Consider the following 20,309-nt stretch of genomic DNA (forward strand, 5'->3'; position numbering starts at 1 on the left):
ATATGGCTGTTAGCGCCATACTGTAAAGTTACCAAGCCCCAATGGCGCATGATCCTGAACCAGGACTTGATTGACATTTGCCTGTGCGGGGCCATGACGAAGCCATGCCAGAAACTGCTCCAGCGCTTCTGGCTCGCCTTCACATTTTATCTCGACACGCCCATCGTCCAGGTTTCTTACCCACCCTGTGATACCTAGGCGTTCTGCCTCTTCCCGGGCACTTTCTCGATAACGGACGCCCTGTACCCGTCCGTCAACGTGGATATGCCTTGCCTGACTGCTCATGGTGACTGCTTCTCCAGCTCAGCGATACGTGCCTGTATGACCGCAGCCGTTTGCTCCCCTACAAGCTTTTCCCTGAAACGGCCTTGAGGGTCAACAAGATAGGTGGCTGGCAGGACATTGCTGACCGGCAGATCGAAATGCTTGGCAGGATCCTTTTGGAAGACGGCGTATTGAATACCCATCGTTTCTGCACTCTTACGCAATGCATCGTCCTGCTGGTGATCGTAGTTAACGCCTAGCACCCTTATCTCAGCATTGGCTTTGGCCAAGGCATTGAGCTGGGGGATTTCCTTGTGACAGGGTCCGCACCACTCTGCCCAATAATTAATTACCAACCACCGCCCGTCCAGCTGAGCGTTGTCGATTTTATGGCCATACTGGTCATTTCCGTAATCCGGCGTACAGGCTGCCAACAAGAAACTGACGGCAAGCAGGCCGCCACGTAACGCTTTAGTAATCATGTTGACTCCATGGAAGATACTGGTTTGGCTTCAGGTTTCAGCCACTTGGCGAGACTGCCGCCCAGAAGTTGCTCACGTTGCTCATGAAGCTGTTTAAGCGCTTCAATCAGAGGAGGATACCAGTCACCTGTACAGCGCTCGACCTCAGGAAGACGATCGATTTCTGGTAGATGCCATGGGCTCTTTTCCATCAATTGCGTCAGGGTGAATGTGTTGAGATCCCGGCAGAGCACCCATCTTCCACTACTGGTGTGGCACACCAGTTTCTCTTTCTTGAGAAAGTCCAGAATGGGTTGCCATTGATCCTCAGGCAATTTCCAGCCGCTTTTCTGGAGCTCGACAAGATCGAGCGAGGCGCCTGTCTGTTGCCGATCCAGAAAGACACGAAGCACGCCCAGTAAGACAAGAAACGTAGGGATTGGCTGTCGGCGCCACTGCTTGGAGGAAGAAAGGTTGCACACCAACTCAGCGCCAAAAAGAACGATCAGCCAGGAGACGTAAATCCAGACCAGAAAAAGCGGAATGGTCGCAAAAGCGCCGTAGATCAGCTTGTAGCCCGGAAAAAACATGACATACAAGCCAAACAATGACTTGGCCGCCTCGAATAGCACTGACGTAAAGATACCCCCAACCAACGCATGCTTGAGCGGAACACGCGTGTTTGGTACCGCGGCATAGAGCAAGGTGAAGGCAGCCATGCTGAAGAGGAGCGGCATGAACTTGAGCAGCACGGCCGTTCCCATGACCGCATACCGACCGGACATCATGGACAGCGACGCGATATAGGTGCTGATCGCAAAGCCTGCGCCTAGCAAAAGAGGCCCCAGACTGAGGATTGCCCAATACAGGAGAAAACTGGACATGCCCCGACGAGGCTGGGAAACGCGCCAGATGTCATTGAAGGTTTTTTCGATGGTCACCAACATGGTCAGGGACGTTACTGCCAGCAGCGCGACGCCTAGCCATGTCAAGTGGCGGGCCTGCTCGATAAATCCACGCAGGTGCTCCTCCAGGGTCTCGCCGGTCGAAGGGACGAAGTTATGGAAGATGAATATCTGAATCTGCTCTTCTGTTCCCTGAAAGGCGGGAATGGCAGAGAGCATGGCAAAGGTCACCGTCATGATGGGAACGACGGCAAACAGGGTGGTGTAGGTCAAGGCCGCCGCGTTGTTGGGCGCTCGATCGCCAAGAAAGCGTTTGACCAGGAAACGGCCCCATTCAAATGTGTCGCTCAGGCGCTGACGCATTCTATTTCCTCAACCATGCGTGAATCGTCTTGAATCCAATTACCCGGCACAATGCTCGTTCAGACCATCGGAGGCCCGTTAGAATAGCTGTCACCTCCATAACGATGCGACCTTTTCAATGAGCGAATCGATACTCTTCCACAATCCTCGTTGCTCCAAGTCCCGCAGCGCACTCGAATTGCTGCAGGAAAAAAAGCTGGACCTGCATGTGGTTCGCTACCTTGAAACGCCCCCTACCGCTACAGATCTCAAGGATATTCTGCGTAAACTGGGCATCCCGGCTCGTCAGCTTTTGCGTACCGGCGAAGAGGAATACAAAGCGCTAGGCCTGGCGGATGAAACTCTTTCTGAAGACAGACTGATTGAAGCCATGGCGAGTCATCCGAAACTGATTGAACGCCCCATTTTCATCGTAGGCGACAAGGCGGTCATTGGCCGTCCGCCAGAAAAGGTTCTGGAGATACTGCCATGAGTGCTTCCTATATCCTGGTGCTTTATTACAGCCGACATGGCGCTACAGCCCAGATGGCTCAGCAGATTGCCCGCGGAGTCGAAATGGGTGGCCTGGAGGCACGTATCAGGACCGTTCCGAGTGTGTCGACAGTATGTGAAGCAACCGCACCAGAAATCCCAGAGGAAGGCGCGCTATATGCCAGCCTTGATGATCTGCGGCATTGTAGCGGCCTGGCCTTGGGCAGCCCTACGCGGTACGGCAACATGGCGGCGGCGCTGAAGTACTTTTTGGATGGCACGAACAGCTTGTGGCTGACAGGCGAATTGGTAGGAAAGCCGGCCGCGGTCTTCACTTCCACTGCAAGTCTGCACGGTGGTCAGGAAAGCACGCTGCTCTCCATGCTGCTGCCTCTGCTCCATCACGGCATGCTGGTAACCGGATTGCCGTACAGCGAAAGCGCCCTGCTTGAAACCAAAGGCGGCGGCACACCTTATGGTGCCAGCCACTTTGCCGGAACCGATGGCAAGCGGGCCTTGGATGAACATGAGATCACGCTGTGCCGTGCGCTAGGCAAGCGCCTTGCAGCCACAGCCCTGCAACTGGAGTCGCGCCGCTGAAGTGCTTAGCTACAGCGCCGTAAACAGGTAGCGGCTCACCAATCCATGATTTCCTTGACGAACGGAATGGTGAGCTTGCGCCGGGCCTGCAGAGAGGCATGATCCAGGCGCTCCAGCACATCGAACAAGGAGTTCATGCTCCGAGAACCACGCGTCAGGATATAGCGTCCCACTTCTTCGTTCAGATGCAGACCCCGTCGAGAGGCGCGCAGCTGCAGCGCGCGCAGCTTGTCTTCATCAGACAGCGGCTGAAGCTGGAAGACCAATGCCATGGTAAGCCGTGATTTGAGATCCGGAAGCTTGATAGGCAATGACCGTGGAGGCTTGGAGCCAGACAGCAAGAGCCGCTTTCCAGCATCCCGCACACGATTGAAGAGATGAAACATCGCCTCTTCCCATTCTCGCTTGCCTGCCAGGGCATCCAGATCATCCAGGCAAACCAGCTCGCACTGTTCGAGATTTTCAAACAGTGCGGTTCCATACCCGGAAAGCTCGGCCATTGGCAGATAAACGGCTTGCTCACCCATCTGATAAAACCGCAGGCAGGCAGCCTGCATCAAATGGCTACGCCCGGCGCCTTCCGTTCCCCAGAGGTAGATAAGGCTTTCAGCCCAACCTGCGTCCAGCTCGCATAGGCGCTCGACATAACCCAGCGCCGCCGCATTTGCGCCGGGATAATAATTGGCAAAGGTAGCGTCATCGCGTAGACGCACACCCAAGGGTAACTGTATCGGTTTCATGCCGTGTCTGGCGGCTCGCTGGATTCAGGTCGACCGGGTTTGGAGTAAAGGTCGGAAAGTTTATACAAATCATGGATATGACGCAGCAGAACCATCAAGACGGCGGCTACGGGTAATGCGAGAAGAATACCGCTGAAACCAAACAGTTGACCACCCGCCAGAACGGCAAAGATGACCGCAACGGGATGTAGGCCAATACGATCACCCACCAGAAGCGGTGTCAGCACCATGCCTTCGATCATTTGTCCGAAGACAAATACCGCGAGAATGCCCAGCAGCGGATACCAATCAAGGCCAAACTGGAAGAATCCAGCAGCCATGGCTGCCGTGATGCCAACCGCAAATCCCATATACGGGACAATGCTGGCCAGTCCCGCCAGCAGACCAATCAACAGGCCCAGCTCAAGCCCTACCAGCATCAGCCCACCGGCATAGATGATTCCAAGGCCAAGCATGACCATCAACTGCCCGCGCAGGAAGGCGCCCAGCACCTCATGACAGTCACCCAGCAGCCGAGCCACCAAACCTTCATGTCGACGCGGGAGCAGGCCCCTGAGCTTGCCAACCATGACATCCCAGTCGCGTAACAGATAAAAGCTTACGACCGGGATCAACAACGTGTTTCCGATCCAGGCCAGTAAAGCAAGACTGGAAGACGTTGCCTGGGCAAGAACGATACCGACGATATCACCGGTACGATCCAGATGGCTGGCTAGTACCGCCTTGATACGATCGAAGCGCCAGAAGCTGTCTGCAAGACCGAATTTGATTTGAATCCATGGCAATGCGGTGAACTGGAGCCAGTCGAGTATGGCAGGCATCAACTCGTAGAGACGGATGAACTGCCTGACCAGCATGGGCACGATGACAAGCAGCATGCCCAGCAGAACCAGCAGGAAGGCCAGATATACCGTAAGCACGGCCAATGTGCGGGAGAGCCCCAGCCGCTCCAGCCGATCTACCAATGGATCACCCAGGTAGGCCAGTAACATGCTGATCAGAAAGGGAGACAGAATAGGCTGCACCGAGTGCAGCAGCCACAGCAAAACGGCCAGCCCGCCAATGACATACCAGCGGCGTGTCGTCATGTTCGTTTCTCGCTAAATAATTTGTGCATAAAGAAAGCCGCTAGGCGAAGGCCAGGCGGCTTAGGAGTGTCTGATGATCGGACTGCGGTAAGGTCTCTCTTTAGCGGACCCGATCAATGCCAGCGATAATAGAGTACCTGTTGTGCTGGCGCAGGTGCGGGCGGCTGTGAAGCGCTTGGTGCAGCTTGGGTGTCCGGTGCCGCAACGGGCGCGTTGGCATCGACCGGTGCAGAAGATTGCTCCAGATCGGCCAGGCCTAACTGTGCATGAAGTTGATCCGGGTTAGCGGTCAGCTGATAGCGAAGCTGTCCATTCTCTGCCTTGAGCAACCGAGCACCCATGGGTTCCAGCAGCTTTTGCAGCTGAGAGTAGCGCTCGAAATTGGCCCCACCCACTACTAGTGTCAGTGCTTGTGTAGAACCTGGCTTGGTAATGAACTGCTTGGCCAGACGTGTACTTAGCTCATGCATGATAGTCTTGGCCAAGGCATCCAGATCGGCTCCCTGCGCATTGCCCTGTGCCGAATTGGTCCCCTGCCACATCCGCCATTGAGCCTGCCAGGAACCACCCGATTGCCTGGCATGAACCGCCAGCAATACATCACTGCTATAACGCTTGGAAGCCTCACGCAGAGCGTCTGGCTTACCGGAATCAATATTTTCGGCAGTACCGACCAGCTGTTCACTGAGGTCTGCCAAGGGCAGGACGAGCGGCAGGCCACTGTCCTGAGCGGCCCTTTGCAAAGGAGCTGCCGCTGGCTGGCTGTCACCCACCAGGGCACTACCGCCATCAGAATCATTCAACCACCACGTCATCACGGAGGGACGATTGGCTCCCCAGATAGGCAGCCCCGCCTGCGTTAGGGTACGGTTGACGGATGCAGGATCGAAATTGACGACCAGCACGGCTGGCGGGCCGGCATCGTAACTGTACTGGGTAATCAGTTGCTGAGGGCTTTTTACCGACTCGGATAAGGCAGGGCTCTGAGCGGCATTCGCATCGCCAGTCAAACGAACCACCAGATCCTGCAGGGCACGCCCCAGCGCAGCGTCGCGCTCTGAGGGCTGCTGGGAGGCAACGGGCTCGCGCACCTGATAAAGACCTTCCACCAAGGCTGCTGAAGCAGACTGGCTCAGCAAGGGCAGGCAGAGCGTAAGCAGAAAGGCAAAACGACGCATGTAGAGTCTCGGCAAGCAGGAACGAAGAGGCATACCTTAAAAGGCGCCCTGCCCGTCGGCAAGCCTGAGGGCAGGTTATGTGCAGCATCACGGTGAAATCAGACCGCGCTTTATGCCAAAAGGCTCCTTTATGACTGAATAAAAGCTGAATAAGCCTGACAAGGCCATTCGATGACCAACAGTGCCTCGTCAGGAAGCGCCGTTTCCCGATTGCTTCTGGTAAAATCGCCGCCTCTCAAAAGCTGTGCCCGCGGCATAGCCTGTTTCGCAGCATTTTTAAAAGGCCTGGATTCATGAGCAAGCAACCCTCGTTGAGCTACAAGGACGCCGGAGTGGATATCGACGCAGGCGAAGCCCTGGTTGAACGTATCAAAGGCGTCGCCAAGCGTACTGCCCGCCCGGAAGTCATGGGCGGCCTCGGTGGTTTTGGCGCCCTCTGTGAAATCCCGGCCGGTTACAAGCAGCCGGTTCTGGTTTCAGGTACGGACGGTGTCGGCACCAAGCTTCGTCTGGCAATGAATCTGAAAAAGCATGACAGCATTGGTATCGACCTTGTTGCTATGTGTGTAAATGACCTGGTTGTCTGTGGCGCCGAGCCACTCTTCTTCCTGGACTACTATGCCACCGGCAAACTGAACGTTGATGTCGCGGCTCAGGTAGTGACCGGTATCGGCGAAGGCTGTGAGCAGGCCGGATGCTCGCTGGTAGGGGGTGAGACCGCCGAAATGCCCGGCATGTACGAGGGCGAAGACTACGATCTGGCTGGTTTCTGCGTAGGCGTGGTGGAAAAGGCCGAGATCATCGACGGCTCCAAGGTATCGACCGGCGATGCGCTGATCGCGCTGCCCTCCTCCGGCCCGCACTCCAATGGTTACTCCCTGATCCGCAAGATCATCGAGGTTGCAGGCGCGGATATCGAAAGCATCCAGCTCGACGGCAAACCTTTGACCGACCTTCTGATGGCGCCGACGCGTATCTATGTCAAACCCCTGCTCAAGCTGATCAAGGACACCAGCGCCGTGAAAGCGATGGCCCACATTACTGGTGGCGGCCTGCTCGAAAACATTCCGCGCGTTCTGCCTGAAAACGCGCAGGCAGTCATCGACGTGGAGAGCTGGACACGTCCGGTTGTATTCGACTGGCTGCAACAGCAGGGCAACGTTGACGAGACAGAAATGCATCGCGTGCTGAATTGCGGTGTTGGCATGGTCATCTGCGTCGCGCAGGAGCACGTTGAGAAGGCGCTGAACACGTTGCGCGATGCGGGTGAACAGCCTTGGGTAATCGGTCAGATCGCCGCCTGCGATGAAAGCGCTCCTCGCGTTGTACTGAACAACCTGAAGACGCATTGATGCCTGCACGTTGTAATGTCGTGATATTGATCTCAGGTGCCGGTAGCAACTTGCAGGCACTGATCGATGCCTCGACCAGCCCGGAGGCGCCCATCCAGATCCGCGCGGTGGTTTCCAACCGTGCGGATGCCTACGGATTGGAGCGTGCTCGCCAAGCGGGCATCGAGGCGCAGGTTCTTGACCATACACAGTTCGCTGATCGGGAGGCGTTCGACGCTGCCCTCGTCGAGCTGGTTGATCGCTTTGAACCGGACCTCTTGGTCCTGGCCGGCTTCATGCGTATCCTGACGGAGCGCTTCGTGACCCATTACCGAGGCCGGCTGCTCAATATTCACCCTTCCCTGTTGCCACGCTATACCGGTCTGCGTACGCATCAACGTGCGCTGGATGCAGGCGATCTGGAGCATGGCTGCAGTGTTCACTTTGTTACGGAAGAGCTTGATGGCGGCCCGGTTGTTGTACAGGCCGTCGTTCCCATTCATCCTGGCGACACAGCGGAAACCCTGGCCCAGCGCGTTCACGGACAGGAACACGTAATTTATCCTCTGGCTGTCAGCTGGTTCGCCCAAGGGCGCTTACGGCTGACTGAGCGAGGCGCTGAACTGGATGCCCAGCCGTTGCCGGCTACTGGACATGTCATTCGATCCTAGGAGAAATATCCCATGCGACGATTGTTGTGCCTGATCGCATTTGCGCTGGCCCTGCCCGCCCATGCGTTCGACCTTAAACCCTTTGATGCCAGCTATACCGCCGACTGGAAGCAGATGCCCATGAGTGGCTCAGCTGAGCGGCACCTGACAAAACAGCAGGATGGCAATTGGAAACTTGAATTCAGTGCCTCCATGCTGGTGGCGGGCCTGACCGAAGCCAGTACGTTCCGCTATGAAGGCGACACGTTCCTGCCCACGAGCTATAGCTATTCACGCCATGGCCTGGGTAAAAGCCGTGAAAGCAAGCTGACCTTTGACTGGACCGCGAAGAAAGTCACCGGCACTGAAAAAGGCGACTCGGTCAACCTGCCGCTAGACCGTGGTCTGGTGGACAAGTCCACTTACCAGCTGCTCTTGCAGCATGATGTGGCAGACGGCAAGAAAAGCATGAGCTACCAGGTGGTCGATGGTGATGAGATCGATACTTACGACTTTCGCGTAATTGGCGAGGAGCGCGTGCGCACCAAGGTGGGTCTGGTTGATGCCATCAAAGTCGAGCGCGTTCGAGATCCCACCAAGAGCAACCGTAAGACTGAACTGTGGTTTGCGAAGAACTGGGATTACCTGCTGGTCCGCCTGTATCAGATGGAAACCGATGGCAAGGAATACCAGATCATGCTGGAAGACGGCTCCGTTGACGGCAAGCCGGTGAAAGGTCAGCAAGGCTAAATAGCCTGGCACCTCTAAAACGCGTCTTATCGAAAGGTAAGACGCGTTTTTTATTGCCCGTATTTTTACAGAATGACGTGCCGCCTGTTGTATCAGCGACATATTGTCGCTATAAATGTAACAGATTATTGCAAACAATCAGCTTGGTCTCTTTTCCTGATTGATCAATGATCGAGTTGTTAGCTGCCTTGCGTGCCCTTTTAACCAAGGAGAAAGACAATGACCGTTACAGTGACTGAACGCGACGAAAACCATATGTCTCAAGAAGCCCGTTCACTGGGTTTATCTGTCTGGGACGTTCACCAGGAAGGCCATTTAGTCGGTATTTATCATTCCGAGGCCGATGCGGTCGCGTATAAAGCGCAGATCGAAGAAGAAAGTCAGCGTTGATTTAAAGCAGTATCCATAAAAAAGCCCGCCTGTCAGAGGCGGGCTTTTTTGATCAGTCGTTTTATTCGAAAACCTTATCCAGGGTAATTGGCAGATCGCGAATACGCTTGCCTGTTGCGTGATAAACCGCGTTGGCGATGGCCGCCGCAACCCCTACAATACCGATCTCGCCTATCCCTTTTGCGCCAAGCGGATTGACAATCTCGTCGTGCTCTTCGACAAAGATGACATCCAGATCATGCACATCGGCGTTTACCGGAAAATGGTATTCGGCAATGTTGTGGTTCATCCAGCGGGCCAGATCCTTATCAAGCATCCCCTCTTCCTGCATGGCCATGCCAATCCCCCAGACCATTCCGCCCAGGATCTGGTTTCGTCCTGGCTTGAGGCTCAAAACGCGCCCCGCCGCAATAGCGCTGACCATCCGGCTGACCTCAATCGTACCGAAGTCTTCGTCGATCTTGACCTCTACAAACACTGCAGAGTGGGTAGCCGTTGTGTAATCGTCCCGCTCCTTCTTGGGCGAGGCGCTGGCGGAAGCCTCCATACTTGGCGTCCCCCCCTTTTTCAAGAGATCAGCGATCTTGATTCGCTCGGCAGGTGCGGCCTTGATGCAAATTTCGCCATTTTCGAAAACGACGTCGGTCAACTCAAGGTTGCTGAAGGGCGATTGATCCTCTTCCTTGGCTTGATCGAGCAGTTGCTGTTGAAGGGTTTCGCATGCCTGCTTAACGGCGGAACCAACAGAAGAAACGGTAAACGATCCCCCTTCCAGGGGCGCCTTGGGCAAAGTCGAGTCGCCCAATCTGAATGTGACCTTTTCCAGAGGCAGGCCGAAGATTTCCGCTGCGATCTGGGTCATGACGGTATAGGTACCCGTACCGATATCAGCTGTAGCGCTGGAGACGACCAAGCTACCGTCGATGTTGATCACTGCCTTGGCACTGGCGGGATTCTGCATGGCCTCCCAGACACCGGTTGCCATTCCCCACCCTACCAGCTGCTTGCCATCGCGCATTGAACGTGGTTCGTGACTACGCTTGGACCAGCCAAACCGTTCGGCACCCTGGCGGTAGCATTCGAGCAACTCCTTGCTTGAGTAAGGCTTGTTGGAGGCAGGATCGACATCCGTGAAGTTGCGGATACGAAACTCCAATGGATCAATGTTGGCCGCGTAGGCCAGCTCGTCCATCGCGGATTCAAGGCCATAGACACCTAGCACAGCGCCTGGGGCACGCATGTCTAGCGGTGTATAGAGGTCAAGGGGAGCCAGCTTGTAATCCAGCCGCACGTTGGGGCATCCATAGAGCGAAGCGGACCAGACCACGACCATCTCGGTGAAGTCCTCAAAGCTTGAAGTCTCGCCTACCACTTCATGGATAGTCGAAACCAGCTTGCCTTCCTGGTCACACGCCAGCCGGAAATGCTGGATGGTTTCCGGGCGATGACCGAACGAGAACATTTGCTCGCGGGACAGCACTACACGAACGGAACGCTTGAGCTTAAGCGCCGCCATGGTCGCCAGTACCAGTTGATACTGTGGGCGCAGACCAGAACCAAAGGCGCCACCTACAAAAGGTGTTACGACACGTACATCTCCATCAGGCAGTCCGAAGATGTTGGAAATGAACTGAGCGCTGTTCTGCACGCCCTGCGTCTTGTCGTGGACGGTCAACTTGCCATCCGTGTTGTAAATGACCGTAGAGGCATGCATCTCCATCGGATTGTGAAACTCGGCGGCCGAATGGTATTCCGCCTCGATCTTGACTGGTGCACTCGCCCAGGCGCTATCGGCATCGCCTCGATCTGGCGGCATGGGCGTAGGCGCCTTATGAGCATCGCCACGCTGAGCGTAGATGTCAGCCTGATGCGGCTCGGTTTCGTAATCCACTCGAATCAGCGAAGCCGCATAGCGAGCAGCTTCGAAGCTTTCTGCCACCACCAGCGCAACCGGCTGCATGTTGAACAGGACTCGGTCGTTATAGAGAGGACGAAAGTGCTTGCCATCTGCGGCGTCCATATCGGTGTAGCTTTCGTTATACGATGCCACCTCGGGACGGTTTTCATGGGTAATGACATCCAGAACACCCGGAACACTGAGCGCTGCCTGGGTATCGATGCTCAGGATGCGGCCCTTGGCTACCGAGCTGTTGACGACATAGCCGGTGCAGAGGTCGGCTGTACCGAACTCACCGGCATAAAGGGCTTTGCCAGTTACCTTGAGTGGCCCATCGACCCGAGAAACGGCCTTTCCTAGATAAGCTGTCATTTGGCATTTACTCCTGAAGCAGCCTCGCTCAAGGCACGCACAATGGCGCGCTTGGCCAATTCAATCTTGAAGCTGTTGTGCTCGAACCCCTGGGCACCCTGCATGAGCAATTCTGCAGCTGCCCGGAAGTTCTCTTCGGTAGCCGGCTTGCCTGCCAGCAATGCTTCAGCCTCAGGTTTACGCCAGGGTTTATGGGCCACACCTCCCAAGGCAATACGGGCTGTGCCTATGTTGTCGCCGTTGAGCTCCAGCGCCGCGGCAACCGAGACAAGCGCAAAAGCATAGGACGCTCGGTCACGGATCTTGATGTAGGCGTAGTTCTCGGCAAATCCTCTGGGAGGCAGCTCAACAGCAGTAATGAGTTCATGCTGCCCTAGATTGGTATCCAGATGCGGTGTATCACCAGGCAGACGGTGAAACTCGCTCATCGGAATCACGCGGTCACCCTCAGGCCCTGACACATGAACCGAGGCCTCCAACGCAGCCAACGCAACGGCCATGTCAGATGGATGGACGGCGATACACTGATCGTTGTGCCCCAGAACGGCATGGATGCGGTTCTGGCCATTGAGCGCCCCGCAGCCTGAGCCCGGCTCGCGCTTATTGCAGGGCGTGCCGATATCGTAGAAGTAATAACAACGCGTGCGCTGGAGCAGATTGCCCCCGGTGGACGCCATGTTGCGCAGCTGGGCCGAGGCACCCGCCAGAATGGCTTGAGAAAGCAAGGGATACACCCGCTCGACATCAGGATGGTAGGCAACCGTAGAGTTCTTGACCAATGCCCCGATATGCAAGCCCCCGGCCTGCGTCGTTTCGATCTCGCGCAAGGGCAACGCATTGATATCGACCAGCTGGTCGGGGCGTGCCACGTTTTCCTTCATCAGGTCGAGCAGGTTGGTCCCACCGGCGATGAACCGCCCCGTGTCACTTAACTGCTGGATGGCATCGGTGACTTGCTGGGGTTTTGAATAACTGAAGCGATTCATTCCCGTGGCCCTCCCTTGCAGGCAGGCATGGCCTGCTCGATAGCCGCCAGAATGTTGTTGTAAGCACCGCAACGGCACAGGTTTCCGCTCATTTGCTCACGAATCTCATCACGCGTCTGCGCCTTGCCTTCCTTGATCATGCCAATGGCAGAACAGATCTGCCCCGGAGTGCAATAACCGCACTGGAAGGCATCTTGCTCAACGAAGGCTGCCTGCATGGGATGTAACTCATCGCCGTTGGCCAGGCCTTCGATAGTTGTGATTTCAGCGCCGTCCTGCATGACGGCCAGACTCAGGCAGGAGTTGATGCGGGTTCCGTTGACCAACACGGTACAGGCACCACACTGTCCATGGTCGCATCCTTTCTTCGTACCGGTCATGTCCAGGTGTTCGCGTAGCAGATCAAGCAATGTCGTCCAGGGCTCGACGGTCAGCTCATGCTGTTTACCATTGATGATCAGGGAAATCGTATGGGTATCAGCACCGGCGTCGGGCCGAAGCTGGCGAGCAGGAGTCGCATTCATAAAGGCCTCACGGTCGTAAAGGGGAGTGATCTGAAGTCACTCTTTTTTTCATGAAAGGCATCGATTGGATGTCTATTTCATGAATACGACTGAAAGCTTCCGTCAAGGGTTCAGCACAAACCCATGGCAAGATGTGATGGAGGACTCAGTGCGATGCTCGACCAGAAACCGTTATTCACTACAGATATAAAAGGCTTCGCCTGAAGGCTCGGTTTTTGCACAGCCTTCATGGTGTTTGAGCGGTACGTGAAGGCAGTGAGGAAAAGCACTATGGCAATGAGTCCCTTGCAATCCATTGCACAAGCGTTCGAGGCGGATTTCAGTATCAATTTTCTGATCGAAAATCTGGAAGGTAGCGTCACGCTGGTACTGACCGACCAGAAAGGCTCGAAAATCCGCCGAATCATCACAGCGGAACAACTGGCAGACCCGGCAAGGGTTCAGCGCGTAATCGACACCATACGGTTTGGGCTGGCCATTGACGCAGGCCAAGGAATTTCGGTGATGAAAGCGCTTTCGGAGCCGGCCAATGATCAGGCACTTACGCCATCAATTGGCCGGCAAGGTGCGGCTTCCGATGGCACTGCCTAGGTGCGCCGTTGACCCACGACGGCGCACGGAACGTGCTATCAAAAGGGTGTCAGCAACGCCTCTGCAACGGTGTCGCGCTGTTCCTTACCCACAAGCTGATTGACCAGCTCAAGAGCAAACAGCTGGGCTGTACCGGGGCCTTGGCTAGTGACACAACGGCCATCCACTACGACGGGCTCGTTGACATATTGCCCTTGCTCGAGTTGCTCGATAAAGCTTGGGTAGCAGGTTATACGCTTACCCTCGACCAACCCCCAGGGTTCGAGAATGACAGCAGGCGCAGCGCAAATCGCTCCGTAGAGTCTGCCCTGTTCTACATGCCGTCGCATGAAATGGCGCAGCGCCGTGCAATCGGCCAACCGTTGAGCGCCTGGCATGCCGCCAGGCAAGACAATAAGATCAAAGCTCATGGCCTGCACTTCCAGTAAGGTCACATCGCTCATCAAGCGGGTACCTCTGGCCAGCGTAATCTGGCGACGCGCCTCGATACTGGTTACCAGTACCTCGATGCCAGCACGACGCAGTACATCGATCAGCGTAACGGTTTCGATATCCTCATTACCGTCCGCAACGGCAAGCAAAGCGCGAATCATGGAACCTCCTGCTGTCAGACACGCATACCTTAGTGCAAAGCATAGGTTCTAAAAACAACAAACGGTTCAGTTTGTTACCTTCGTTGAGGAGATCGGCAGGAATAGAATCAATCGCTGCCATTCATAATGCAGCTAAACTCGCCATTCCAGAGCGTCCGGCAAAAGTCGAGCCTTGTTTGTACTACTCGCAAGATAAGTCGGCCCACTGCAACGACATACTCCTTCCTGCTCGCCTGTCATAAGCAAAGTTTGTGAATATCATTGCGCCTTAATATTATGGGCTGGTATTACTTTGCTTTAAGAGAAAAGGCGTCGCAGGCTCTGCCGTGACGCCCCAGCTCAACAGGTAGGTTGGTTATTTATGGTGACCCTGTAGGTTACAAGGTCACTTAAACGCCGGCTTGATGCAGCGTTCTGGATGTTTTACGACCACGCAAGCTGGGCGACCATAGCCCCAGACGCGCCTGAAGTTGCTCGATACGTGCCAGCGCCTCAGCGTATGACTCGTTCAGTCCTTCGATAGTGTGCTTCTGCTGCTCAAGCTCTTTACGCAGCAGTTCATTTTCCTGGCGCAGGTTCAGTTCAAGCAGGATTTCATCAGAGTGGAAAAGATCATTCTGCATTACGAACACCCTTGATACTGTACACGCATACAGTAACTCAAAACTCCTCCTTGACAAATCAAAACCCGACCAAATGCACCTGTTTTTGAAGGGCAAAACCTCAGCAATGGCGCGGCCTCCAGCCCTCCTGGCAACCTCAATTGACTGAACGAGCAGACAAATCGAAAAAGAGACATTTGAAATCAAACAGATAGCTATATTTTCTCGGAATTTCATTAGCATTTATCAGCCGCTTCGCTGAAATTAATCATTTTCTCTTCTTTTCCAACCTTATTGGCTATACCCCACCCTTAACGATATCTGTAGGATGCTGTTGATCCATTTCCTGATGTTTCTCTCATGTCTTATTCCAAACGCCAGTCGACTTCTGTAGCCCTACTGGTAGCTGCCACCTTTTTCATGGAAAACCTGGACGCTACCGTGATCGCAACGGCACTTCCACAAATGGGAGAGTCCTTTCGGCGTTCGGCTGTCGATCTTAACGTTGGGATCAGTGCCTACATTCTGGCGCTTGCTGTGTTCATTCCTATCAGCGGATGGATTGCAGACCGCTTTGGTGCCCGCCGTGTCTTTGCGAGCGCTATAGGCTTCTTCACACTGGCCTCGCTGCTATGCGGCATTGCTCAGACACTTGAGCAATTCATTGCCGCCCGGGTGTTGCAAGGCATTGGCGGTGCCATGATGGTGCCCGTAGGCCGTCTGGTAGTGTTGCGCATCACTGAAAAGAAAGATCTGGTCAGAGCCATTGCCTTTATTACCTGGCCTGGCTTGATCGCACCTGTACTAGGTCCTCCGCTAGGTGGACTGATTACCACCTATACGTCTTGGCGCTGGATTTTCTACCTTAACCTGCCCCTGGGGCTGATCGCCCTTATTCTGGCTCTACGAATGATTCCGACCGGCACCGAAACGCGCCGGGCACCACTTGATTGGTTTGGCTTTCTATTAGTAAGCGGTGCCTGCCTTACGCTTATGTTCGGCATGGAGCAAATCGGTCAAGGTCACGATACGCTGGGCAGTAATCTGGTATGGATACTGGCAGGCCTCATGCTGGGTGGATTGGCCGTCTGGCATATGCGCCAGCAGGAACATCCACTGATCGACCTTTCGAACCTCGGCATTCAGACCTACCGCGTGTCGCTGTATGGCGGCACTCTGTTTCGTATCAGCATCAACACCGCACCCTTTCTGCTGCCATTGATGTTCCAGCTGTGCTTTGGCTTCAATGCGTTTCATGCTGGCCTGATTCTACTAGCGCTGTTTGCCGGAAACCTTTTCATGAAGGTATTTACCACACCGGTCATGCGTCTGTTCGGTCTGCGGCGAACCCTGATCGTCAACGGTCTGGTTTGCGCCGTGACGCTTCTGCTCTGCGCTCTGCTGTCCGAGCGCTGGCCCCTGCCCGCTATTCTGCTCCTGCTATTCGTAAGCGGCATGGCGCGCTCACTGCAATTTACCGCCAATAATACACTTGCCTTTGCCGACGTCCCCAAGCCCAGGATGAGCGACGCCTCCACCCTGTTCAGTACGGTATTTCAACTCTCGACCGGTATTGGTGTGGCTATTGGCGCATTGGCGCTCAGGGCCTCCATGGAGTGGAACGATCATGCCACAGCGCAGCTTACCGATTTCCACACGGCCTTCATCGTCATTGGCGTAATAGGCTTGTTAAGCGTAATAGACAGCCTTGGACTGGCCCGCAATGCAGGGGATGCCGTTACGGGACATCAACCGCGCCACGGATAAATAGGAGCGAGATGTCAGCCCTCTGCCAATGCGGCTTCGTCTGCTTATCGCTTTCAGAAAGATTATGAACGGAAACATCGGCTTGGGGACCTGCTATCATGCGCGCCCTTCGCTGACTTCAACTTATTCGGAGCCTTTTCCCATGCTGGAAAAACTCTTCCAACTCAAGGCCCATGGCACGAATGTGCGTACGGAATTGCTGGCAGGGGTTACGACCTTTCTAGCCATGGCCTATATCCTGTTCGTCAACCCGAGCATCCTCGGCGAGACCGGCATGGATAAAGGCGCGGTATTTGTTGCGACCTGCCTGGCAGCCGCTATTGGCTCAGCCATCATGGGCATGATTGCTAACTACCCCATTGCGCTGGCGCCAGGGATGGGCCTTAACGCCTTCTTTACCTATACCGTCGTGCTTCACATGGGGCATACCTGGCAGGCAGCACTGGGGGCGGTATTCCTGTCTGCACTGATGTTTTTCATCCTGTCGGTCTTTCGCATCCGCGAATGGATCATCAACAGCATCCCACTGGCGCTACGCTCAGGAATTGCAGCCGGTATTGGCCTGTTCCTGGCACTGATTGCCCTTCAAGGTGCGGGTATCGTTGTAGATAACCCTGCCACCCTGGTAGGCCTGGGTGATCTGACGAAACCCGGTCCGATCCTGGCGATCCTGGGCTTCTTCCTGATCGTGGCGCTGGAGGCCCGTGGGGTCACAGGTGCCGTCCTGATCGGTATTCTGGCCGTCACGCTCGTGGCTATCGGTATTGGTGCCACGCCGTTTGGCGGCGTGCTGTCCATGCCGCCCTCGCTGGCGCCAACCTTCCTACAGCTGGATATCAAGGGCGCGCTGGATATCGGTCTGGTGAGCGTGATATTCGCCTTCCTGTTCGTAGACTTGTTTGACAACTCCGGCACCTTGATCGGAGTGGCCAAGCGCGCCGGTCTAATGGGCCCGGACGGTCATCTGCCCAAGATGGGTCGCGCTCTGATCGCGGACAGCAGCGCGGCCATGTTTGGCTCGTTGCTGGGCACCTCTACGACAACCAGCTACATCGAATCGGCTGCAGGCGTCAGCGCTGGCGGTCGTACAGGTCTGACGGCGGTCGTGGTAGCCGGTCTGTTCCTGCTCGCCCTGTTCTTTGCACCGCTGGCGGGCAGCGTTCCGGCCTTTGCGACTGCACCAGCGCTGTTCTTCATCGCCGTGCTGATGGCCTCGGGGTTGGCCGAGATTGAATGGGATGATCTGACCACTGCTGCGCCCGTTCTGATCACGGCGCTGGCCATGCCGTTGACGTATTCCATTGCCAACGGCATCGCGTTCGGCTTCATCTCCTGGACAGTTATCAAGCTATTGTCGGGTCGCACACGTGACCTGAACATTGCCTTGGTCATCCTATCCATTCTCTTCGTCATCAAATTAGGCTGGTTCAACGCCTGATGTTGAGCACCGAGGGTGGGCCTAGCCCACCCTTTTTTACGCTGTGAGGCAGTGGTACTGCCTGATCAGTCTGGACGATGCGTAGCGACAAGCCGTTGCCCTAGGATTTTTCCCTATGGTTTCGGCCCGAGAAAATTCTCAGACTAATGGCATTGGCTGAATAGCAGCCTTTGCCTCCACCCTAGCTGAAAAGCCCACTACGTTCACTGAGCTGACCATGAATGTTCCCTCCTTCGAGCCTGCGGATTACGCAACGCAGTTAATGGCGAAAAAGAATCGCCTCATCGAACTGCTGGCTCCATTCGATGCACCTGAACCTGAAGTATTCGACTCGCCTCTTGCTAATTACCGACTGCGCGCCGAGTTTCGTCTATGGCGTGAAGAAGGCGAACGGCATTACGCCATGTTCGAACAGGGCGACAAACATACCCCTATCCTGATCGAACGCTTTCCCATCGCAAGCCCGCTCATCAATGAGCTTATGCCCCGCCTCAAGGCTGCCTGGCAGGTGAGCGAGACGCTGTCATTCAAGCTTTTTCAGGTGGAGTTCCTGACCACCTTGTCCGGGGAAGCGCTGATCACTCTGGCCTATCATCGGCCATTAGATGATGCCTGGGAAACTACTGCGGAATGCCTGGCCGCCGAGCTGAACGTCAATATCGTCGGACGTTCCCGTGGCAAACGGATCGTGGTCGGGCGGGATTACGTCAACGAAACGCTGACCATTGCAGGCCGCGAGTATCACTATCGCCAGCCGGAGGGTGCCTTTACTCAGCCCAACGGGATGGTAAATCAGAAGATGCTGGGCTGGGCCTACGATGTACTTGGCGAGCGGGACGATGATCTGCTTGAGCTGTACTGTGGGAACGGTAACTTCACCCTGCCGCTGTCTACCCGCGTTCGCAAGGTACTGGCCACCGAGATCAGCAAGTCATCGGTGAATGCTGCACTGGCAAACTTGGCAGATAATGGCATCGACAACGTGACCCTGGCGCGCCTGTCTGCCGAAGAGCTGACCCAGGCCCTCAATGAGGTGCGTCCGTTCCGTCGCTTGGCGGGTATTGATCTTAAAAGCTACGCCTTTGGAAGCGTGTTTGTAGATCCGCCTCGTGCGGGGATGGACCCGGACACCTGTGAGCTAACACGTCGCTTCGACCGTATCCTCTATATCTCCTGCAATCCGGAAACGCTGGCTCAGAATATCGCCCAGCTACAGGATACTCACCGTATCGTGCGTTGCGCCCTGTTCGATCAATTTCCCTGGACGCACCACATGGAAAGCGGCGTCCTGCTTGAGCGCCGCTAAGGTTTGACCGGGCGGTTATTCCGCCCGGCTACTATCACTGCTTATCTTCGTGGAACGGCTCGATGGTCTCACGTCGGCCGTACATGAATGCATCCGCCACATGCCGCAACGGCGCGACGTCCACATCGGACTGACCGCTTTTGACCAGCTCGGCAAAGCGGGCATACAGGCCGGGATACTCTTCATCCGGACCTTCTTTTTCAAGCTGATCATTGATGTAGATTTGGCTGCCGCCCTTGGACAGGGTCAGTTTGCCTTGATCGGTCTCGACATGAATGTCCCATGTCTGCGGTCCCGTTTGCAGGAAATCCAGGTCGGCCTGAATGGCTGCACCGCGCTCATAACTGAATTCCAGCTGCGCACGAATCGGCGTCTGGCAATTCTCCGGAACCTGCAACGCTGCCTGCTTAAGAAAGAACGGCTTGGGCAGGATTTCGGTCACGATGGACAAGGCATTAATGGCCGGGTCAAAAATGCCCATACCACCCGGCTCCCAGATCCAGGTTTGCCCCGGGTGCCAGACGCGTACATCTTCTTTCCAGTTGACCTGCACGGCTTTGATGGTTTTGTCGGCCAGCCAGGCTTTGGCCGGTGCCACTCCTTGAGCATAACGGGAGTGCCAGCTGGCAAACAGGGTCTTGCCCGCGGCCTTGGCCTGCTCCGACAGTGCCTCGACCTCACTGAGGGTTGCCCCTGGCGGCTTTTCAAGAAATACATGCTTGCCATGGGCAAGGGCCAGTTGAGCCTGTGCATAGCGTACGGCTGGCGGTGCGCAGAGGGAGACGGCGTCCAAATCCGGCACGGCGTCGAGCAGCTCTTCAAGGGTCTTGTAGTGAGCTACGCCATCAAGAGAAGCATTACGGCTGGCGACAGCAACGAGCTGATAGTCAGGATTTTTTTGCAAGGCAGGCAGGTGTTGATCCTGGGCAATCTTGCCGAATCCGACGATGGCGATTTTGATCATATGATTTTCTCAATCCTTTTTTCAAAGCGCATGAGAAAGCGCGCCTTTATTCTTGTTCACGGCCTGTGCAGTTTCGCA

The 20,309-nt window shown here is 55.5% G+C and carries 22 protein-coding genes; 10 read left to right on the forward strand and 12 right to left on the reverse strand.

From position 1 onward, the window contains the following. Positions 1 to 9 precede the first annotated feature (9 nt). The 3 genes from JQR90_RS13725 to JQR90_RS13735 are packed head-to-tail and all read right to left on the reverse strand — an operon-like array spanning position 10 to position 1,993. On the reverse strand, positions 10 to 285 hold the full coding sequence (locus tag JQR90_RS13725) for an acylphosphatase (protein ID WP_019366325.1): 276 nt from the start codon (positions 283 to 285) through the stop codon (positions 10 to 12). After that, entirely contained in the window at positions 282 to 746 is a 465-nt protein-coding gene (locus JQR90_RS13730) for a TlpA family protein disulfide reductase (RefSeq protein ID WP_010795197.1), read from the reverse strand. The genes JQR90_RS13725 and JQR90_RS13730 overlap by 4 nt, the downstream gene beginning before the upstream one ends. After that, positions 743 to 1,993: a YihY family inner membrane protein gene (locus JQR90_RS13735; RefSeq protein WP_125887639.1), complete on the reverse strand. Its 1,251-nt coding sequence runs from the start codon at positions 1,991 to 1,993 to the stop codon at positions 743 to 745. The genes JQR90_RS13730 and JQR90_RS13735 overlap by 4 nt, the downstream gene beginning before the upstream one ends. 118 nt (positions 1,994 to 2,111) lie before the next feature. Between JQR90_RS13735 and arsC the strand changes: the two genes are divergently transcribed. Both arsC and wrbA read left to right on the forward strand, forming a co-directional pair. Beyond that, on the forward strand, positions 2,112 to 2,465 hold the full coding sequence (gene arsC, locus JQR90_RS13740) for an arsenate reductase (glutaredoxin) (protein ID WP_019366326.1): 354 nt from the start codon (positions 2,112 to 2,114) through the stop codon (positions 2,463 to 2,465). Further along, positions 2,462 to 3,064, forward strand: coding sequence for an NAD(P)H:quinone oxidoreductase (wrbA, locus tag JQR90_RS13745; protein WP_197871052.1), 603 nt, complete (start codon positions 2,462 to 2,464; stop codon positions 3,062 to 3,064). The genes arsC and wrbA overlap by 4 nt, the downstream gene beginning before the upstream one ends. Positions 3,065 to 3,099: 35 nt before the next feature. On the opposite strand, the gene hda is transcribed toward wrbA, so the two are convergent. The 3 genes from hda to JQR90_RS13760 all read right to left on the reverse strand — a co-directional run bounded on the left by hda (position 3,100) and on the right by JQR90_RS13760 (position 6,070). After that, positions 3,100 to 3,804, reverse strand: a complete 705-nt coding sequence (gene hda / locus JQR90_RS13750; protein ID WP_010795201.1) for a DnaA regulatory inactivator Hda — start codon at positions 3,802 to 3,804, stop codon at positions 3,100 to 3,102. Next, positions 3,801 to 4,892, reverse strand: coding sequence for an AI-2E family transporter (locus tag JQR90_RS13755; RefSeq protein WP_434140066.1), 1,092 nt, complete (start codon positions 4,890 to 4,892; stop codon positions 3,801 to 3,803). Before JQR90_RS13755 ends, hda begins: the two co-directional genes overlap by 4 nt. Before the next feature lie 113 nt (positions 4,893 to 5,005). After that, positions 5,006 to 6,070 (reverse strand): DUF2066 domain-containing protein, encoded by a 1,065-nt coding sequence (locus JQR90_RS13760; RefSeq protein WP_434140067.1) that lies wholly within the window; start codon positions 6,068 to 6,070, stop codon positions 5,006 to 5,008. Between the two features lie 293 nt (positions 6,071 to 6,363). Here JQR90_RS13760 and purM point away from each other — a divergent pair, with 293 nt between their 5' ends. The 4 genes from purM (at position 6,364) to JQR90_RS13780 (ending at position 9,191) form a co-directional block, all read left to right on the forward strand. Continuing rightward, entirely contained in the window at positions 6,364 to 7,422 is a 1,059-nt protein-coding gene (purM, locus tag JQR90_RS13765) for a phosphoribosylformylglycinamidine cyclo-ligase (RefSeq protein WP_434140068.1), read from the forward strand. After that, on the forward strand, positions 7,422 to 8,072 hold the full coding sequence (gene purN, locus JQR90_RS13770) for a phosphoribosylglycinamide formyltransferase (RefSeq protein WP_407362105.1): 651 nt from the start codon (positions 7,422 to 7,424) through the stop codon (positions 8,070 to 8,072). The genes purM and purN overlap by 1 nt, the downstream gene beginning before the upstream one ends. A 12-nt stretch (positions 8,073 to 8,084) precedes the next feature. Then, on the forward strand, positions 8,085 to 8,801 hold the full coding sequence (locus JQR90_RS13775; protein ID WP_010795206.1) for a DUF3108 domain-containing protein: 717 nt from the start codon (positions 8,085 to 8,087) through the stop codon (positions 8,799 to 8,801). A 219-nt stretch (positions 8,802 to 9,020) separates the two neighbouring features. Beyond that, complete coding sequence (locus JQR90_RS13780) at positions 9,021 to 9,191, forward strand: hypothetical protein (RefSeq protein WP_019366332.1); 171 nt, start codon at positions 9,021 to 9,023, stop codon at positions 9,189 to 9,191. 61 nt (positions 9,192 to 9,252) lie between these two features. On the opposite strand, the gene JQR90_RS13785 is transcribed toward JQR90_RS13780, so the two are convergent. From JQR90_RS13785 to JQR90_RS13795, 3 genes are read right to left on the reverse strand one after another with little or no spacing between them, the layout of a single operon-like run. Further along, complete coding sequence (locus tag JQR90_RS13785; RefSeq protein WP_434140069.1) at positions 9,253 to 11,460, reverse strand: xanthine dehydrogenase family protein molybdopterin-binding subunit; 2,208 nt, start codon at positions 11,458 to 11,460, stop codon at positions 9,253 to 9,255. Further along, positions 11,457 to 12,446, reverse strand: coding sequence for an FAD binding domain-containing protein (locus tag JQR90_RS13790; RefSeq protein WP_434140070.1), 990 nt, complete (start codon positions 12,444 to 12,446; stop codon positions 11,457 to 11,459). The genes JQR90_RS13785 and JQR90_RS13790 overlap by 4 nt, the downstream gene beginning before the upstream one ends. After that, positions 12,443 to 12,970 (reverse strand): (2Fe-2S)-binding protein, encoded by a 528-nt coding sequence (locus JQR90_RS13795; RefSeq protein WP_434140071.1) that lies wholly within the window; start codon positions 12,968 to 12,970, stop codon positions 12,443 to 12,445. Before JQR90_RS13795 ends, JQR90_RS13790 begins: the two co-directional genes overlap by 4 nt. A gap of 270 nt (positions 12,971 to 13,240) precedes the next feature. On the opposite strand from JQR90_RS13795, the gene JQR90_RS13800 reads away from it, so the two are divergent. Beyond that, positions 13,241 to 13,561 (forward strand): DUF3509 domain-containing protein, encoded by a 321-nt coding sequence (locus JQR90_RS13800; RefSeq protein WP_010795211.1) that lies wholly within the window; start codon positions 13,241 to 13,243, stop codon positions 13,559 to 13,561. Between the two features lie 38 nt (positions 13,562 to 13,599). Here the strand turns inward: JQR90_RS13800 and JQR90_RS13805 are convergent, their stop codons facing one another. Beyond that, complete coding sequence (locus JQR90_RS13805) at positions 13,600 to 14,154, reverse strand: DJ-1 family glyoxalase III (RefSeq protein WP_019366336.1); 555 nt, start codon at positions 14,152 to 14,154, stop codon at positions 13,600 to 13,602. Positions 14,155 to 14,543: 389 nt separating this feature from the next. Then, a complete protein-coding gene (locus tag JQR90_RS13810; RefSeq protein ID WP_010795213.1) occupies positions 14,544 to 14,777 on the reverse strand; it encodes a hypothetical protein in 234 nt (77 codons plus the stop codon). A 339-nt stretch (positions 14,778 to 15,116) separates the two neighbouring features. Here JQR90_RS13810 and JQR90_RS13815 point away from each other — a divergent pair, with 339 nt between their 5' ends. From JQR90_RS13815 to trmA, 3 genes are all read left to right on the forward strand, one after another. Beyond that, entirely contained in the window at positions 15,117 to 16,523 is a 1,407-nt protein-coding gene (locus JQR90_RS13815; protein WP_122042008.1) for a DHA2 family efflux MFS transporter permease subunit, read from the forward strand. A 142-nt stretch (positions 16,524 to 16,665) separates the two neighbouring features. Further along, positions 16,666 to 17,961, forward strand: coding sequence for an NCS2 family permease (locus JQR90_RS13820; protein ID WP_122044747.1), 1,296 nt, complete (start codon positions 16,666 to 16,668; stop codon positions 17,959 to 17,961). A 217-nt stretch (positions 17,962 to 18,178) separates the two neighbouring features. Then, entirely contained in the window at positions 18,179 to 19,267 is a 1,089-nt protein-coding gene (trmA, locus tag JQR90_RS13825; RefSeq protein WP_434140072.1) for a tRNA (uridine(54)-C5)-methyltransferase TrmA, read from the forward strand. 34 nt (positions 19,268 to 19,301) lie between these two features. On the opposite strand, the gene JQR90_RS13830 is transcribed toward trmA, so the two are convergent. After that, on the reverse strand, positions 19,302 to 20,231 hold the full coding sequence (locus JQR90_RS13830) for a Gfo/Idh/MocA family protein (RefSeq protein WP_010795220.1): 930 nt from the start codon (positions 20,229 to 20,231) through the stop codon (positions 19,302 to 19,304). Positions 20,232 to 20,309: the final 78 nt, after the last annotated feature.

The sequence above is a fragment of the Pseudomonas sp. JZ114 genome, assembly GCF_051027705.1.
Classification (GTDB): domain Bacteria; phylum Pseudomonadota; class Gammaproteobacteria; order Pseudomonadales; family Pseudomonadaceae; genus Chryseomonas; species Chryseomonas luteola.